Raw genomic sequence first — 16,077 nt, 5'->3', positions numbered from 1 at the left:
CTTATCTTAATGACATTGCCCCCAACCGGGAGCAGCTTCAATTTAAACTGAAAACGAACTCTTCAGCGAAACAATCAAGTTAAACACGAGGTGATCCTCGGTCGTGTATTTCGGATCCACGTTAAAGTACCCGTGGCGGAAAAACTGGAACTTGTCTTGCGGCTTCGCTTCCTTCATGTTCGCTTCCACAAAACCTTGTACGATTTGCAAGGAGTTCGGGTTCACCTTGTCCAAGAAGGAGACTTCTTCCTCGCCTTCCTCATCGTCCAGGATCAGCGGCTCATACAGGCGGAACTCCGCCGGTACGGCGCTTTTGGCATCGACCCAGTGGATCGTGCCTTTCACTTTACGGCCGGTGAAGCCGCTGCCGCTCTTCGTCTCGGGATCGTACGTGCAGTGAAGTTCCACTACGTTGCCATCGGCGTCTTTGATGAAGTCGTTGCACTTGATGAAGTAGGCGTTTTTCAAACGTACTTCGTTGCCAGGGAACAGGCGGAAATATTTCGCCACCGGATTCTCCATGAAGTCGTCTTGCTCGATGTAAATCTCACGCGAGAACGGAATTTGACGGGAGCCCATTTCGGGGTTCTCCGAATTGTTCTCGGCTTCCAGCCACTCCATACCATCCTCCGGATAGTTGGTGATGACGACTTTCAGCGGGTTCAGCACGCCCATCGTGCGCAGCGCCTTCAGCTTCAAGTCCTCACGGATGAAGTGATCCAGCATGCGGGTATCGACGACGCTGCCGCCGCCGCCCTTGGATACGCCAAGCTCGCGGACAAAATTACGGATCGACTCTGGCGTGAGACCTCTCCGGCGCAGACCCGAGATGGTCGGCATACGCGGATCGTCCCAACCGTCAACGGCTTTCTCGTCGACGAGGAGTTTCAGCTTTCTTTTACTCGTGACAGTATTCATCAGGCTAATGCGGGCAAATTCATACTGCCTCGATACATTTGGCATTTCGCACTCGCGAATGACCCAATCGTAGAACGGACGTTGATCTTCAAACTCGTTCGAACAGAGGGAGTGCGTGACGCCTTCGATCGCATCCTCCAAAGGATGCGCGTAGGTATACATCGGGTAAATGCACCATTTGTCCCCTGTATTGTGGTGATGTGCGTGAAGAATCCGGTAGATGACGGGGTCACGCAGGTTAATATTCGGAGAGGACATATCGATTTTGGCACGCAGCACGCGCTCGCCATCTTTAAATTCACCCGCCCGCATCCGTTCGAACAGGGACAGATTTTCCTCAACGGTACGATCGCGATAAGGGCTGTTCGTGCCGCCCTGTGTCAGCGTTCCGCGCGTTTCACGTATTTCGTTCGCCGATTGATCATCTACGTAAGCTAGTCCTTTGCGAATCAAGACCAGCGCCCGGTTGTACATTTCTTCGAAGTAGTCCGAAGCAAAGAAAAGACCGTCCCATTGATAGCCGAGCCAAGCGACGTCTGCCTTGATCGACTCCACGTATTCCAAATCTTCTTTAACGGGGTTCGTATCGTCAAAACGAAGATTGGTCAACCCATTAAATTCATCCGCGATCTCAAAATTCGTGCAAATCGCATACGCATGTCCAATGTGCAGATATCCGTTCGGCTCCGGGGGGAAACGGGTCACAACCTGACTGGTTTTGCCTGATTTCAAATCTTCGATTACAATGTTCTTAATGAAATTGGATGGTGCTACCACCGTGTCTTTCGTTTCCATCTGTGACCAGCCTTTCTCCCGCGGGGGTTAAAGATTTATTTTCTATCATACACTAAATGGTACTCAAATATAAAGGAGCAGCGACTATGGAAACCTTCGAATATTATTTGGACAAGTATGCGGAGCTGGCGATCCGTGTAGGCCTCAATGTGCAAAAAGACCAAACGGTCGTCATCATGACGCCAATCTCATGCGCAGACTTTGTGCGGAAGCTGACTAAAAAAGCTTATGACGCCGGCGCCAAAGACGTGGTCGTCGACTGGGACGACGATGAAGTAAAGGCGCTGCGCCTGAAACATGCGCCAGAGCAAACGCTGCGCGATTATCCGATGTGGCGGGCGAAAGGCCTTGAAGAGCTCGCAGAAGGCGGCGCGGCATTCCTGCAAATCTATGCGCCAAATTCGGACTTATTGAAAGATGTCGACCCGCAGCGCATCGCGATCTCCAGCAAAACCGCCGCCGCAGCGCGCGAAGGCTTTCTCAAATACTTGCGCAGCAACCAAGTGAACTGGCTCATGGTGTCGTATCCGACAGCTGAGTGGTCGGCCAAAGTTTTCCCGAACTTGGATGCAAGCGAACGCATCATAAAGCTGTGGGAACAAATTTTCAAGCTGACCCGCGTCGACAAGCCGGATCCGGTCGAAGCCTGGAGGCAGCACATCGACACCCTGACGTCCAAAATGAACGGACTCAACGAGAAAAAGTACAAGCAGCTCCACCTTCGCGCACCTGGAACCGATTTAACTATTGAGCTGGCGCCCAAGCACCTCTGGGTGGCAGCCGGCAGCACCTCCAAGGCAGGCACCTTTTTCGTGCCAAACATCCCCACGGAGGAAGTGTTCACGATGCCAGCCCGCGGCGGTACGAACGGAACCGTTCGGAGCACGCTGCCGCTGAGCTACCAAGGCTCCCTCATCGAAGGCTTCTCCCTGACGTTCAAAGACGGCCGCGTCGTCGAAGCCAAAGCTGAAGTCGGACAAGAAGTGTTGGACAACATGCTGAACATGGACGAAGGCTCCCGCTATTTGGGCGAAGTGGCGCTGGTGCCATTCGACTCGCCAATTTCGCAATCCGGCATCATCTATTACAACACCTTATTTGACGAAAACGCCTCCTGCCACGTCGCGCTCGGCAACTCGTACCCGTTCACCATTGAAGGCGGTACCGAGATGTCACCCGAAGAGCTGGCGCAGAACGGCTATAACAAAAGCCTCATCCACGTCGACTTCATGATCGGCTCCGCCGAGATGGAGATCGACGGCATCCTCGCGGACGGCACGCGTGAGCCGCTGTTCCGCAAGGGGAATTGGGCTTAAACCCGGCGTACAGCCCACATTTTCGTTGACGGAACTCCAGCGGTCAGCAACGAAGATTGCTGCTCTCAGGCACCTATCGGGAGGGGAGAGCGGTGCGCTGCGAATACCTGCAAATTAGCAGGCATTTTCCGCAAAAAAGACATTTTCAGCAAAATGCCTGCGATAAAGCAGTTTTTGGGGCTGGATCCGCTCGAAACGAGCATTCTCACCACAAATACTTGCCAAATTGCAGGCATTTCTTCAAATCAGCTAAGGATCGAGGGAGATTCCTGCTTTTTTGCAGGCTTGATGCCCGATCCGATCGATCTAACCCGACCCGAATGAGCCTCCTTCTGTTCTGCCTCATTAACCGATTCCGCTTGTACCACCTGCGGAATATTCAAATGCAAAAAAAGGTGTCCTCCGCCATAACAGCCGAGAGACACCTTTTCTTCACCGCTCCGCGCCGCCCGCCGCCCGATGCCAACCATCCCGGCCCGCCAGCACGCGCTCCACCGTGTAAGCCGCCGCCTGCTCGGCGGTCAGCTGCCGCGACCACGCCTCGCGCTCGCCGGCCCGCGCGCCCGGCCCCGTGCTGCCGTGCTCCACAAACCGCACGGCTTCCACGGGCTCCCGCTCGTTCCAGCGGTCCCAGCCGCCCCGCTTCACGTGGGGCCCAAGCCAGCAGTGCAGGAAGGCCACATGCGCCTCGTTGCGCCATGGCCTTCCCAGCCCAACCGTCTCTGCTGCGGCTTCGCCCGTTAACCGGCAGCCAATAAATACATACCCATACGGCACGCCCTCCGGGGTCGATGCCGCCGTTACCCAGCCGCTGCCGGAGGAGACGATGTCGCAATGCAGGAAGACGGCCGTCGCCGAGCCGAAAATAAAATCGACATCGCCCTGAATATAGCAGCGCTCATAGTACTGCCGCACTGGCCGCGGCGGCACGCCGTCGCGGGGACCGCCGAAGGTCGCGCGATCCCGCGGCTTCGGCGGCAGCGGCCCAGTGAACAGCGTGTCCTGATGGCCGAGGAACCGGCAGTGGCGGAAGCTCACGCGGTCGCCGTCCACGTAGGCGGCAAGCGCTTGGCCCACGTCCTCGCCTTTGCCCGCGGTATTCTCGAACGTCAACCCTTCCACCGTCACGTCATCCGCACCGATGAACGCGGTGTAGGAGTGGAACGTATGGTAGAGCTCGCCGTTCGGGAACTCTTTATTCGCATAATCCCCATAGGTGATGATGGTTGTCTCGACCGACTCCCCGATGAGGCTGACGTTCGGTCTAACGAGGTGCAGCTTCTCGGGATAGATTCCTTTTTTTATCGAGATAACAATGTGCTCCACACCAGGTGCCCCTGTAACCTGATCAATAGCATCCTGAATGCGGATGAAATCCCCGCTCCCATCCGCCGCTACCGTAATCATGGCTGATGTCCTCCTCCTTTGGCCCGATACGCATCGAACTGTTTCTGAATCTCCGTGATAACGTGCTGGATGCCCGCATCCTTCAGCTTCTGGCGGAAACCGGCCATCTCTTCATCCCAGTCCACCTTAGCATCATATAGACGCGGTAAATACTCCGAAATAATAACGTTGAGCTGCGCAATCTCCGACTTGATCGGCGACAGATCTGGCACGAAGCCCAGCGTTGGCGAAGCGACGGCCTCTTTGTCCCAATTGCGCAGCTGCTGGCTGTAGGCGGGCGAAATATATTTGCTGAACCGGACGAAACGAATATCGTTCCAGGTCCAGGAAATCGGCATGTACTGTTTCTCCGGCGCAATCCCCTCGTAATCGACGGCACCGTCCGAAGTCAGCTTATAATTCACATCCTTGATGCCGTAGGTGAACAAATCGTAATTTTCCTGGCTGCTTCTCAGCCAATTGAGGAACGCGACCGATTCATTCACATGCTGGCTCGTCGAGAGCACGGACAAAATATTATCCGCGCCGGTAAACAGATACTTCGGCTTCTCCGGGTGCAGATACACATTCTCCAACTCTCCCTCCGGGTTCATCGCCTTGAACGCATCGATGCGCTCCGTCTGTTTCAGCACCACGCTCCAGGTCGCCGCCACTTTCCCCGAGTTAAAAGCGAGCTCCGGATCCGGATAACGCGACGTATCGGAGGGGCCGTACGGCACGTAGCCTTTATTCTGCCAGTCGTGCATTTTGAACATGATGTTCCGGAAAAAATCCGACTCATACGTATTCCTCACCTTAAGCTGTGGGTCGGCGGGATCGATATAAACGGGCGCGTTCAGATAGCCGCCGGCAAAGAACGCGACATCCCCGTACTCCCGGAGCAGAAAGCGGCCCGTATCATAGAAGTATGGCGTGATGCCAGGCTCTCGCTGATGGATCGTCTCCAGATACAGATCCATGTCCGCCACCGTCTTGATCTCCGGCAAGCCGTATTTCTTTCGCAAATCGCCACGGATTTGCACGAAGCTCTGGAACTCCGAGATCGGCATGACCCTTGGAATGCCGTAAATTTGGCCGCCAACGGTCACACCCTGAAACGCGTAATCCGGCGTGCTCTGCACAATCGCTTGGCCGTAATCGCGCAGCGCAGTGTCGAGGGGTGCCAGCACCTTTTTGGCTACGAAGTCTGAAATGTTGGAGAACGCCGTCAGGGCAATGTCGTAAGGCTCTCCGCTCGCCGCCGTCAGCCAAACCTTATTCCAATATTGGTCATAGGGAATGTAGGTAATGCTCAGCTTGATCGGCAGCCCGTCCTTCGCTAGCTTGGCCTCCACCGCTTGTACCACCTCGTCCTGCGCTGCCGGCTTTTCCAGCGGAAACAGCAGCTTTAGCGTGACCGGCTGCAGCGGCATTTTCGCGGCTTCCGAGAGGACCGCGCCCTGATCATCATTAACTCCCTTGGAGCAAGCGCGAAAGGACACGACGATGATCACCGCCAATACGATCATCAGTCCGACAAACCCTGCCTTTTTCATTCCCCTGCCACTCCTTTGCGCACCCATTTGTCTGTATCTATTGTACGCGAAGATCATTGATACCGCTGCCATACTTTTTTGCTTGAAAACAGGGGAACACAGCTGGCCCAAAAGCCGCTGTGCTATCCAATGGAGACTTTCCGAAATAGAATACCGCTAAGTTTCAGACAAATCTCTGAGGGTTCTGGAGAACTTGTCTGAAACAGTGGGCGGTAATTTCGGAAAGCTCCCTAATGCCTGCTATTTCTTGCTTGCCGCCAAATAACGGTCATACTGTGCCTGTCTGCCTTTGATGACGTCCTCGACGCCCATGCTTTTCAACGTTTTGATGTAGCTGTCGAACTTATCCAGGCTTTCCTTGCCCGTAATGAATTTGATGTTCATCTCATTCACGTACGTGTTGATGTCAGGCATCACGGTATTCTCCGTGCTGGCTTCCGCCGGAAGCGCGTACACGAACGGGAACGGTGCTTTGATGTACTTCTCCATCTCCTTGTCGATCTTCGCATGCCACGGTGCTACGAGCACATCCGTCGCTTCGACCGACTGCTCGATCGGCAAGTTGGTCGGGTTGATGCCGAACTTTTGAATAAAGTCGTTGTCCTTGCCTTTTTCCGTAAACTGCTTCTTGCCGTTCACTACTTCATAGGTTTGGCCTTCCAAGCCCCAGACATACAGATCCTTCGCTTCGTCGCTGCTTGCGTAGTCGAGGAACTTGAACGCCGTCTCCGGATCCTTCGCATTCTTGGAGATGCCGAAGATGCCCGTGATCGGGTTGCGGCCTACGTAGAACTGATCGCCATGCGGCCCTTTGAACGGCGCGATGCCTTTAATGAGCGGCTTGGACGGGTCGTAGTCCTTATACAGCTTGCTATACACCATGGAGGTATACCAGCTGAAGTTGAAGGTAACCCCGCTAATGTCCTGGGAGAACTTCGACGTAATCTGATCGGCGGTGACCGATGCGAAGTTCGATTCCAACAGCCCTTCCTTATACAGCCCGTTCAGGTAGGTCAGGTATTCCTTGTAGTTCGGCTCGTAGTAGGAGTAATGCACTTTGCCGTCTTTATCCGCAAAGAAGTTGTTCGCAAGATCGAGGCCGAAGACCGGTCCAAAAGCGTTGCCTAGCTGATTCGGCGCCACTGTAAACGGAATTTCATCCGCCTTGCCGTTGCCATTCGGATCGCCGGTTTTCATCTTGCGCAGCATGTCCGTGAATTCGTCCAGCGTCGTCGGCTCCTTCAGCCCAAGCTTCTCCAGCCAGCGTACGTTCAACATGAACGTCGGCATGTAGTTTTTGGTGACGGCGAGCTGCGGCAGGTAATAGATTTTGCCGTCCGGCGTCGTGAGGCTGGCCTTCAGGGCCGGGTATTTCTCGAACAGCTTTTTGATATTCACGCCGTATTTATCGATGTAGTCGTTCAGCGGTTTGAACAGGCCACCTTGAATGTTCTTCATCGTCTGATCCTGGTCCAGCTGATAGATGACGTCGGGTAGGTCTGAGCCCGCTGCTAAGCGAGGGGCGATCGCATCCTGATAAGTCGACGGCGGCAGCAGTTCCCAGTTCACCGTGATACCGGCCCGCTTACTGATTTCCTGTACGATCGGCGCTTGGTTCAAGTCGACGTTATTCGTCCAAGCATTCGTAGACAGAATGCGCAGCGAAGCCGTTTTATCCGTAATCGGGCCTTTGCCCGTATACGTGAACCCTGCCGGTGCAGCCGAAGCTCCTGCGGCCGTGCTTTTCGCTCCCGCGTCGCTCGCCGCCGGCGTGCTTGCGCTTTCTCCACTTGTACAAGCTGCCAGCACCAGCGTGAGCAGTGCCGTAACCAGTGTGCCGCTGGCCGCGGTTTTGAACATTTTTTTCATAATCAACGCCCTCCCTAAGATTACTTATAGTGAACAGGGTATTGTTGTTACTACCCTTTTACTGCCCCTAACGTAATGCCGCGCACAAAATACTTCTGAATGAACGGATACACCGCGATAATCGGCAAAATACTGACGACAATGGACACGTAGCGCACCTGCAGCGTCGACACCGCGAGCGCCTTGGCAGCTGTCTCTCCGCCCATCTTCTGCATAATTTCCGGCGACGCCATAATGAGCACCCTGCGCAGAAAAATTTGCAGCGGTTGCAAGTCCGCCTTCCCCAGATAGAGCAGCGCATTAAAGAAGTCATTCCAATGCGAAACGGCATAATACAGCGTCAGTACCGCCAGCGTCGGCTTCGTCAGGGGCACCGCGATGCGGAACAGCAGCGTGAAGTCCCGTGCGCCGTCCATTGTAGCGCTTTCAAAAATCTCATTCGGGATGTTCTCAAACGCCGAACGCAGAATCATCACATTAAAGGTGCTGACCAACACCGGTAAAATCATCGCCCAGCGCGTATTGTAGAGGCCAAGCTCCGTAATAATCATGTAGAGCGGGATGAGCCCCCCGGAGAAATACATCGTAAACGCGATATAGAAGTTCAGCTTCCTTCGAAGAAAGAACTGTTTTCGCGATAGCGGGTAAGCCGCTAAGCACGTCGCGACGAGGTTAAAAACCGTTCCGACCACCGTATACCAGATCGTATTGTAGTAAGATCGCCACAGCTCGCCGTAGCCCAGCACCATTTTGTACCCGTCAAAACTTAGATCCACCGGCAGCAGCGTCACCATCTGTTTGTCAATCGCCTCGACAGAGCTCATGGAAATACTGACCACATAGATGAAAGGATACAAGGTCACGAGAATCGCGATCACGACGATACTGTAAATGAGCACATAGAAGCTTCGATCCGACCAGGATTTGACCATCCTTTTCCCTCCTTTCGTTACGTTCTTTCCGCAGCCAGAGCTACCAGAGCGACATATCGTTCACCCGGCGGCTCGCCTGATTCGCGATATACACCAGCACGAAGCTAATGATGGAATTAAACAACCCAACCGCTGTGGCAAAGCCAAAATTTTGCGACTCGATCCCTTGCCGGTACACGTAAGTCGAGATGACATCGGCCGTTTCATACGTTGCTCCGTTGTACAGCAGATACACCTTCTCGAAATTCACGCTCATGATGCCGCCTATCGAGAGCAGCAGCAGAATGACGATCGTCGGCTTCAGGCTCGGTAGCGTCAGATGCCACACCTCCTGGAACTTGTTGACACCGTCAATTTTGCCGGAATCGTACATTTCCTGATCGATGCCCATAATCGCGGCAATATAAATGATCGAGCTGAACCCAAAGCTTTGCCAAATCCCCGATACCGTGAAAATCGAGCGAAACCACTCCGGCGCCATCATGAAATTGATCCGCTCCAGTCCAAGTGAGGCGAGAAGCGTATTGACGATGCCGTCCGTCGGCGACAGGAAGTTAATAATCATCCCGGCGATCACGACCGTCGAGATAAAATGCGGCAAATACGTCACCGTCTGCGTAAAGCGCTTCAGCACGCTGTTCTTGATTTCAACGACGCAGATCGCGAACAGAATCGGAATCCAGAACCCGATAACGAGCGGGTAGAAGGCCAACAGGAACGTGTTGCGAATCAGCCGCCAGAAATACCGGGAGTGCACGAACTGATCCAGCCATTTCAGACCGACCCAGTCGCCTCCGAAAATGCCGTGCCCCGGTGTAAAATTTTTAAACGCAATCAGAATCCCCGGCATCGGCAAGTAACAGAAAATCAAATAGTACAAAAATACAGGCAGAAACATCAGCAAGAGCCATTGATCTCTGCGCACCAGCTTGATGAGCGGCGTCTTGTTATCCCCCAATCGTTCCATCCCCTTTCGCTCAGCAGCGCCTTGTAATCTCATTCTAGCAAAGGGGGAGAACGGCCTAAATCCAACATTTTTTCGATATGTAACACTTTTTTACGGACCTTTTCCACTTGTAAAAATGCAAAAAAACACCCGCCCGCAAGGCCCTCGCCTTGACTAGACAGGTGTTGATTTGGATAGCGGCTGAGCCTCCGCTTGATACGCCGGAAACGTCATGGTGACCGTCGTCCCCCGGCCCACTTCGCTTTCAATCCGCAGGCCGTAGGGCTGGCCGAACCGAATCTGAATGCGCTCATGCACATTCTTGAGCCCATACCCGGCCGTCTGCAGCTGCAGCACTTCCTCCGCCCGCTCCAGGGTCATGCCCGGCCCGTTGTCGGCAATGCTGAACTGCAAGTCACCGCCGACCTGACGGCCCCGCAGCTCGATGCGGCCACGGCCCTCACCCTTGCGCAGCTGATCGATGCCATGCTCCAGCGCATTCTCGAGAATCGGCTGGAACACGAGATTAATCATGTCGTAGCGCAGCAGCTCTTCCTCGACATCACAGACAAAATCAAACGAATAATTATGCATAATGCTCTGAATCTGCATGTAATCCTTCGCATTGTCGAGCTCATGCCGCACCGGGATGAAATCGCGGCCTTTGTTCAGCACCGTACGGTAGAACCGAGAGACAGTGTTCGTAATCTGGCTGATCTCCATCGCGTCGATCTCCAGTGCCTTCCAGTTAATAATCGACAGCGTATTATACAGAAAATGCGGATTGATCTGCGTCTGCAGCGCCTTTAGCTCCGCTTCCTTTTGCGTGATTTTGCTCTGATACACTTCCTCAATGAGCGTGTTGATGTTGGTAATCATCTGGCCAAAACGATTCGTCAACTGGCCGATTTCATCCCGGGATTGGCTGGACACGTCGATCTTCAGATTCCCTTTTTCAACGGTCATCATGTTCTTGTTGAGCTTGATAATCCGCTTCACGAACGTATTCGAGAACATCCAGATGATGAGCAGGAGCACCGCGAGACAAATGACCGTAATCAGCACGGTGGCACTGACAATGCTCTTCGCGTTAACCGAGATTTCCGCCTGTGGCGTCAAATAGACGAGCTGCCAGCCGGTTTCCGGAATGTTCTGAGTAATGTACATATAATCCGTGTGATTGCTGGTCAGCGAGCCGACACGAGTGTCCGGATTCAGCGCCAGATCGACGGAGGTCGGGAGCGGCGACGTCAGGCGAATGCTTTTCGACCACAAGGGTGTCCCCTGTTGATCCACAATCAGGACGCCGTAGGCATCCGTTTTGATCTCCGCCAAATCCTGAAACATCCGGTCCGCATCGATGCTCAAAAATAAAATCGCCGACGGCTTCCCCAAGGATGCCCCCTCTTCGCCGATAAAAGGGCGCGTGGCGTAGAGCTTGCCGTTCTGAATATGCCACTGCGTCTGCGCCACCCCCGGCTGTTGCTTCGCCCACTGCGCATCGCTCGTCAGCCCGATCGGCAATATATACTCGCCCCGTAGAATTGCGGGATTATCCGTAAACACGGAGATTTGCAGAATATCTTTATTAAAATCCAGAATGTTGCTGAAAAACGGATCCACATAATCCCGGTAAAGCACGGGGAAATCGCCGTCGCCCGCGACGAAGATCCGCTTGAACACCACATTTTGCGTAATGGAATTGATGATCGCTTCATGCTGCTTCGCCCGGTAGTTAATCGTATCCGCAATTTGTCCAATCGCCCCGTCGAGATTCTGCTTCGCTTGCTGGAGCAAGAAGCTGCCAGCCTGATGGTACGAGAACAGCCCCAGTACAAGCAGCGGAATAATGGAGACGACCATGTAGGAGATAAACAGCTTTTGCTTAAACCGCAGGTTCTGAAAATAAGCCAGAAAAGTTCTCATCTATCCCGCCGCCTCGCGGAATTTGGCCGGGCTGCAGCCGTGGTAGATCTTGAACGTTTTGCAAAAATACGAATTGTTCATAAAGCCCACCTGCTGGCTAATCTCTGCAATCGTCAGATGCGTATCCCGCAGCAAAGCCGCCGCCTTCTGCATGCGAACGAGCGTAATGAATTTAACAATCGTCTGTCCCACTTCCTTGTGGAACAAATAGCTTAGGTACGTCTGGGTGAGAAATACGCGATCCGCCAGCCATTTCAGACTTATATCGGACATATAGTTGTCTTCAATCAGCTTCAAGATGTCCTTAATGACCTTCTTCCCCTGCTCCGAGCTCGGCTCTTCCGCTTCCTTCCCCAGCATCGTCATCACCTCGTGCACTTGTGCTTTCAGCGCCGCCAGCGACTTGCTGCCGAAAATGCCTTCCACCATCCCCCTGAACGCCTGACCGTCATCCCGTCCGGACGTTTCCCAGACCTTGCTGACCAGCTGCGTGCACAGGTACTTGATATAAATCGCGGAATGCTGTCCGCTCCCGTCGACCGTCTTAAAGAACAACTCCACGCCCTTGCGGAAGCCGTAATCATCCTTCATCTCCAGATGCCAATACACCGTATCCATCAGCTTCGAAATCGTATCGGAGAGCTCATCCTTGCCTTGGCTTCCGTCCGTATACAGCACCGTGCTTTCCTGATAAAAGAATTTATCCTCCAGCACGCTCTCCATCAGTTTGAACTGGGCAGCTAGCTCGCTCTCTTCGCTAAGGAGGCTTCCCGCAACCAACGTCACTCTCCCATCGTCTGCCTCGATGAGCCTTTCCAGCAGCTTGGCCGCCGGTTCGAGCATGGGTACTGGCCCCCTCCGATCATAGATGAAGAAAAGCAGACTCTGGTGCTCATTCAAATTCACATATTCAAAAGGCGTCGCCACCGCCGACTTCACCAACGCCGGCAGGCGGTCCTGCTCCGCATCAAAAACGGGGCGGTCGTAGTCGATCAGCACCATCTGCACGCGGTGGCGCGCGAAATCGATGCCCGAGGTTACCGCGCCCCCCGGCTGCAGCGCCTGATGCTGGTGCGCATGGATCAGCCCGAGCAGACGGTGCTCCTTTTCCTGCTCCTGATCCTTCTCGCACAGCTCAATCACTTGCGTAAACGCCTGAATAAACACATTCACATCAATCGGTTTCAACAAGTAAGAGAAAATATGATAATCGATCGCCCGCTGCGCGTATTCAAATTCGCCGTACGCGCTTACAATCATAATGGTCAGTTCAGGAAGCAATTCCCGCGCCCGCTGACATAATTCGAGACCGTCCATGAACGGCATTTTAATATCCGTCAGTAAAATATCGACAGGATGCGCGCGCAGCAGCGCCAGCGCCTCTTCCCCGTTCTCCGCTTCCAGCACGGTCAATGGCAGCTTATATTTCTGAATCAGCCGCTTCATGCCCTCCCGCTCGATAAACTCGTCATCCACGATAAGAATCTGAAACATAGTCGTCACCTCCAAGCAGGCTTGTTGCCTCTAAATTTTATCAGAGAACCGTCGGGGTGAATATTCAACATTTTTGCGTTCCATAACACGATTTTATGAAAAAAAGAGCGCAAGCAGGATTCCCCCTACCCGCGCTCTATTTCGCTAATCCTCATCATGCGGATTCGGCGCATGCAGCATGCCCGTCCGCAGCGTCTTCGTGACAGCGGCTTCGCCCAGCTTCCACTTGTCCTTGCGCCATTTCCACACGGAGGTTACATACCCAAGCGTATCGGCATTCGCAATGCCTGTGATCCGCTGGACGCCTTTCAGCTCGCAAAAGCCGTCCCCATCCACGTCAACGGGCTTCAGCAGGCTGTAGGCATCCACATTCACCATCAGCGGCTTCACAACCTTGCCGTCCTTGTAAATGCCAAACTGCTCGTAGCTATCCTTGCGGTCTGCAATGTCGAACGTAAAGGACTTCCATGTCTCCTGAATTTTCATCTTGACCTTGTAATTGTTCTTAAACGTCGCGTTAACATGCAGTGGCTCCGGCATCGGAATCTCCGTGGGAACGTTATTTCTCAGTGAAAAAATCTGATTCGTCGTGAACCCGCCCGAACCGCCCGTATCCGACGTCACGTAGATTTGCGGCAGCTTGTCATGGATAAAATCGCAAAAATCCATCCGCGGATTGTAGCCGCCCTGAAGTGGAATGACCACTTGCGCTTGTCCCTCACCTACGGATGTCAGAAATAGCTTGTCGTAATACGGGCTGTTCATATCCATCTTCGAACCGATGAGCGACACGACCTCAAACTTGCCGTCGCCGGTCACGTCGATTTCGCGCGTTTGAATAAGCTGCCCTTGCTCCGCTTGCGGCGAAGGCTGCGGCGGCAGTTCCTCCGCCGCCACCGCGCTGCTGAATAGCAGCAGCGACATCCCCATACTGATGGCTGCGGTGTGCAGCGTCATCTTGAACTTACCCGGTTTCCGTAACATAAGCGGCAATCCCCTTTTTTTGGCACTTGTTTTTGCTTATTGTGTCAAAATCCCCCACGAGATATGCAGCCGCTTCCCCATTCATGTTACACTGATGCTGCGGGCTGAGGCCGACTCAGCCACCGGAAGATCACGCGATAATGAGGTGCTTTTTTTGAAAATAGATCGATTACTCGCCATCACCATGCTCCTGCTCAATCACCGCCGCATCAGCGCGAAGGAGCTGGCGGACCGCTTTGAAGTGTCGCTTCGTACGATCTACCGGGACGTGGAGGCGATTAACCAGGCCGGCATCCCCGTCGTTTCCTATGCCGGACTAAGCGGCGGCTACGAGATTATGGAGCAGTACCGTCTGGACCGCCAGTTTCTGTCCATGGAAGAGCTGCAATCCATCATCGTCGGCCTGAAAGGCATTCAGTCGACCGTCGGCGATCAGGAAATCAGCACCCTGCTCGACAAAGTCGGCGCGCTGATCGGCAAATCCGAGCAATCCGCCGTCCAATCGCTGAACAACCAGCTCGTCATCGATATCAACCCTTGGCACGCAGGCAATCAAAATAAAGCTCAGCTCGCCGCCCTCAGGTCCGCCATTCGCGACTCGTGCCTTGTCTCTTTCGCCTATATCACCTCGCAAAGTCAAACGTCCGTCCGCACCATCGAACCGATGGGCATCGTCGTCAAAGGCTTCGGCTGGTACCTGTACGGCTACTGCCGATTGCGGGAGGACTACCGCGTGTTCCGCTTGTCGCGCATGAAGGACGTGCAAGTCCTGGAGGAAACATTCGAGCGCAGGCCCGAAACATTGGACAAGCTCGACTATGGCTGGGGTAAAAGGGACCCTTCCCGCCTCATCACCCTCAAGCTGCTTGTGCAGCCAGGTGTGCGAGCAAAGGCGGAGGATTATTTTCATCCGGAGCAGATTCAGATGCAGGAGGACGGCACGCTGCTCATCACATCCACACAGCCCGACGAGCCGTGGCTCTACGGCATGCTGCTGAGCTACGGACCGCAGCTGCGCGTGCTGGAGCCTGTACACGTGGCGGCGAAGATGAAGGAGCTGGCCGAGGAAATTGTGCAGGTATACGCCAACACTGACAGACTGTTGTCAGCAGAGCGTGTCTATACTAGGGGGTAGAGAAAGCGAAGGCCCCTACTTCCGATGCCAGTTTTTTCTGGCGAAAAAACTTTTAGGAGGATCCCCCATGTTCCATACAATTGAGGAATTTGTTCATGAATGGAAAAATGAATCACAGGCGACGCAAAATGTATTGAACACCCTGACCGATACCTCACTGAATCAGCGCATCGCGCCGGATTTCCGCACGCTGGGCCAACTCGGCTGGCACATCGCAACGACGATCCACGAGATGCTCTCCCGGACGGGGCTTGAATTCGCTGCGCCGGAAGGCGGCGAGCTCGCGCCGGCTTCCGCCAAGACGATTGCCGATACCTACCAATCGGCGGCGGCAGCTCTCACTGCGGCGATCCAGTCGCAGTGGACGGATGCGAAGCTCGCCGCAACGAGCGATATGTACGGCGAACAGTGGGCGAATGCCGCCACGCTGCGCATGCTGATCTCTCACGAAATTCATCACCGTGGGGAGATGGTTGTCCTGATGCGCCAGGCCGGTCTGCGCGTGCCGTTCCTTTACGGTCCGACGCGCGAGGATTGGATCGCGCAAGGGATGGAGCCGCTCGTGTAGGGCGCTGACTGCAGGAGAAGCAACGATGAACGGGGGATTTCCCGGCTCAAGCCCTCTGTGAAAGACAGCAGCATTACGGATGGCATGGAGTCACTTCGAGGAATGCTTTGGAATAGACGAGGGCTGCTGCTTACCAGATAATATGGCGAAGATGCTGCGGGGAAAATAGGGTGAAGGGCTATAACGGGCGCCACCGCGCTTATTGTCCCGAAAAGCGGCCCTTTTGATGCTATGAGACTGTCGATTAATTGT

Annotated in this window: 12 protein-coding genes; 3 read left to right on the top strand and 9 right to left on the bottom strand. The window is 54.1% G+C overall.

What is annotated here, in order from left to right; all coding sequences use genetic code 11:
* Positions 1-42: 42 nt before the first annotated feature.
* On the bottom strand, positions 43-1,713 hold the full coding sequence (locus ABE504_RS32320) for a glutamine--tRNA ligase/YqeY domain fusion protein (protein ID WP_430096773.1): 1,671 nt from the start codon (positions 1,711-1,713) through the stop codon (positions 43-45).
* 86 nt (positions 1,714-1,799) lie between these two features.
* Between ABE504_RS32320 and ABE504_RS32315 the strand changes: the two genes are divergently transcribed.
* Complete coding sequence (locus tag ABE504_RS32315; RefSeq protein WP_430096771.1) at positions 1,800-3,029, top strand: aminopeptidase; 1,230 nt, start codon at positions 1,800-1,802, stop codon at positions 3,027-3,029.
* A gap of 432 nt (positions 3,030-3,461) precedes the next feature.
* On the opposite strand, the gene ABE504_RS32310 is transcribed toward ABE504_RS32315, so the two are convergent.
* From ABE504_RS32310 to ABE504_RS32275, 8 genes are all read right to left on the bottom strand, one after another.
* Positions 3,462-4,436, bottom strand: coding sequence for a pectinesterase family protein (locus tag ABE504_RS32310; RefSeq protein ID WP_430096769.1), 975 nt, complete (start codon positions 4,434-4,436; stop codon positions 3,462-3,464).
* Positions 4,433-5,971 carry an ABC transporter substrate-binding protein gene (locus tag ABE504_RS32305; RefSeq protein ID WP_430096767.1) on the bottom strand — a complete coding sequence of 513 codons (1,539 nt, stop codon included), beginning with the start codon at positions 5,969-5,971 and terminating at the stop codon, positions 4,433-4,435. The genes ABE504_RS32310 and ABE504_RS32305 overlap by 4 nt, the downstream gene beginning before the upstream one ends.
* Positions 5,972-6,211: 240 nt before the next feature.
* Positions 6,212-7,840, bottom strand: a complete 1,629-nt coding sequence (locus tag ABE504_RS32300; RefSeq protein WP_430096765.1) for an extracellular solute-binding protein — start codon at positions 7,838-7,840, stop codon at positions 6,212-6,214.
* Positions 7,841-7,890: 50 nt separating this feature from the next.
* Positions 7,891-8,772, bottom strand: coding sequence for a carbohydrate ABC transporter permease (locus ABE504_RS32295; protein ID WP_430096762.1), 882 nt, complete (start codon positions 8,770-8,772; stop codon positions 7,891-7,893).
* Between the two features lie 40 nt (positions 8,773-8,812).
* Positions 8,813-9,739 carry an ABC transporter permease gene (locus ABE504_RS32290; RefSeq protein ID WP_430096760.1) on the bottom strand — a complete coding sequence of 309 codons (927 nt, stop codon included), beginning with the start codon at positions 9,737-9,739 and terminating at the stop codon, positions 8,813-8,815.
* A 153-nt stretch (positions 9,740-9,892) separates the two neighbouring features.
* Positions 9,893-11,644, bottom strand: a complete 1,752-nt coding sequence (locus ABE504_RS32285) for a sensor histidine kinase (protein ID WP_430096758.1) — start codon at positions 11,642-11,644, stop codon at positions 9,893-9,895.
* A complete protein-coding gene (locus ABE504_RS32280) occupies positions 11,645-13,138 on the bottom strand; it encodes a response regulator transcription factor (RefSeq protein WP_430096756.1) in 1,494 nt (497 codons plus the stop codon). It abuts the gene before it with no gap.
* Positions 13,139-13,282: 144 nt separating this feature from the next.
* Complete coding sequence (locus ABE504_RS32275) at positions 13,283-14,122, bottom strand: hypothetical protein (protein ID WP_430096754.1); 840 nt, start codon at positions 14,120-14,122, stop codon at positions 13,283-13,285.
* Positions 14,123-14,267: 145 nt separating this feature from the next.
* Here ABE504_RS32275 and ABE504_RS32270 point away from each other — a divergent pair, with 145 nt between their 5' ends.
* Positions 14,268-15,257, top strand: a complete 990-nt coding sequence (locus ABE504_RS32270) for a helix-turn-helix transcriptional regulator (RefSeq protein ID WP_430096752.1) — start codon at positions 14,268-14,270, stop codon at positions 15,255-15,257.
* 67 nt (positions 15,258-15,324) lie between these two features.
* Positions 15,325-15,825, top strand: a complete 501-nt coding sequence (locus ABE504_RS32265; protein ID WP_430096750.1) for a DinB family protein — start codon at positions 15,325-15,327, stop codon at positions 15,823-15,825.
* Positions 15,826-16,077 lie beyond the last annotated feature (252 nt).

Origin of the sequence: Paenibacillus oryzisoli, from assembly GCF_050467285.1 — a bacterium.
GTDB lineage: Bacteria > Bacillota > Bacilli > Paenibacillales > NBRC-103111 > Paenibacillus_E > Paenibacillus_E oryzisoli_A.
Note: the sequence above shows the minus strand (reverse complement) of the source record. Positions and strands in the feature narration are given on the sequence as shown.

What these genes read in the sequence shown, in the direction of transcription:
- ABE504_RS32320 (WP_430096773.1), bottom strand. Translation starts at nt 1,713, where the DNA reads ATGGAAACGAAAGACACGGTGGTAGCACCATCCAATTTCATTAAGAAC.
- ABE504_RS32315 (WP_430096771.1), top strand. Translation starts at nt 1,800, where the DNA reads ATGGAAACCTTCGAATATTATTTGGACAAGTATGCGGAGCTGGCGATC.
- ABE504_RS32310 (WP_430096769.1), bottom strand. Translation starts at nt 4,436, where the DNA reads ATGATTACGGTAGCGGCGGATGGGAGCGGGGATTTCATCCGCATTCAG.
- ABE504_RS32305 (WP_430096767.1), bottom strand. Translation starts at nt 5,971, where the DNA reads ATGAAAAAGGCAGGGTTTGTCGGACTGATGATCGTATTGGCGGTGATC.
- ABE504_RS32300 (WP_430096765.1), bottom strand. Translation starts at nt 7,840, where the DNA reads ATGAAAAAAATGTTCAAAACCGCGGCCAGCGGCACACTGGTTACGGCA.
- ABE504_RS32295 (WP_430096762.1), bottom strand. Translation starts at nt 8,772, where the DNA reads ATGGTCAAATCCTGGTCGGATCGAAGCTTCTATGTGCTCATTTACAGT.
- ABE504_RS32290 (WP_430096760.1), bottom strand. Translation starts at nt 9,739, where the DNA reads ATGGAACGATTGGGGGATAACAAGACGCCGCTCATCAAGCTGGTGCGC.
- ABE504_RS32285 (WP_430096758.1), bottom strand. Translation starts at nt 11,644, where the DNA reads ATGAGAACTTTTCTGGCTTATTTTCAGAACCTGCGGTTTAAGCAAAAG.
- ABE504_RS32280 (WP_430096756.1), bottom strand. Translation starts at nt 13,138, where the DNA reads ATGTTTCAGATTCTTATCGTGGATGACGAGTTTATCGAGCGGGAGGGC.
- ABE504_RS32275 (WP_430096754.1), bottom strand. Translation starts at nt 14,122, where the DNA reads ATGTTACGGAAACCGGGTAAGTTCAAGATGACGCTGCACACCGCAGCC.
- ABE504_RS32265 (WP_430096750.1), top strand. Translation starts at nt 15,325, where the DNA reads ATGTTCCATACAATTGAGGAATTTGTTCATGAATGGAAAAATGAATCA.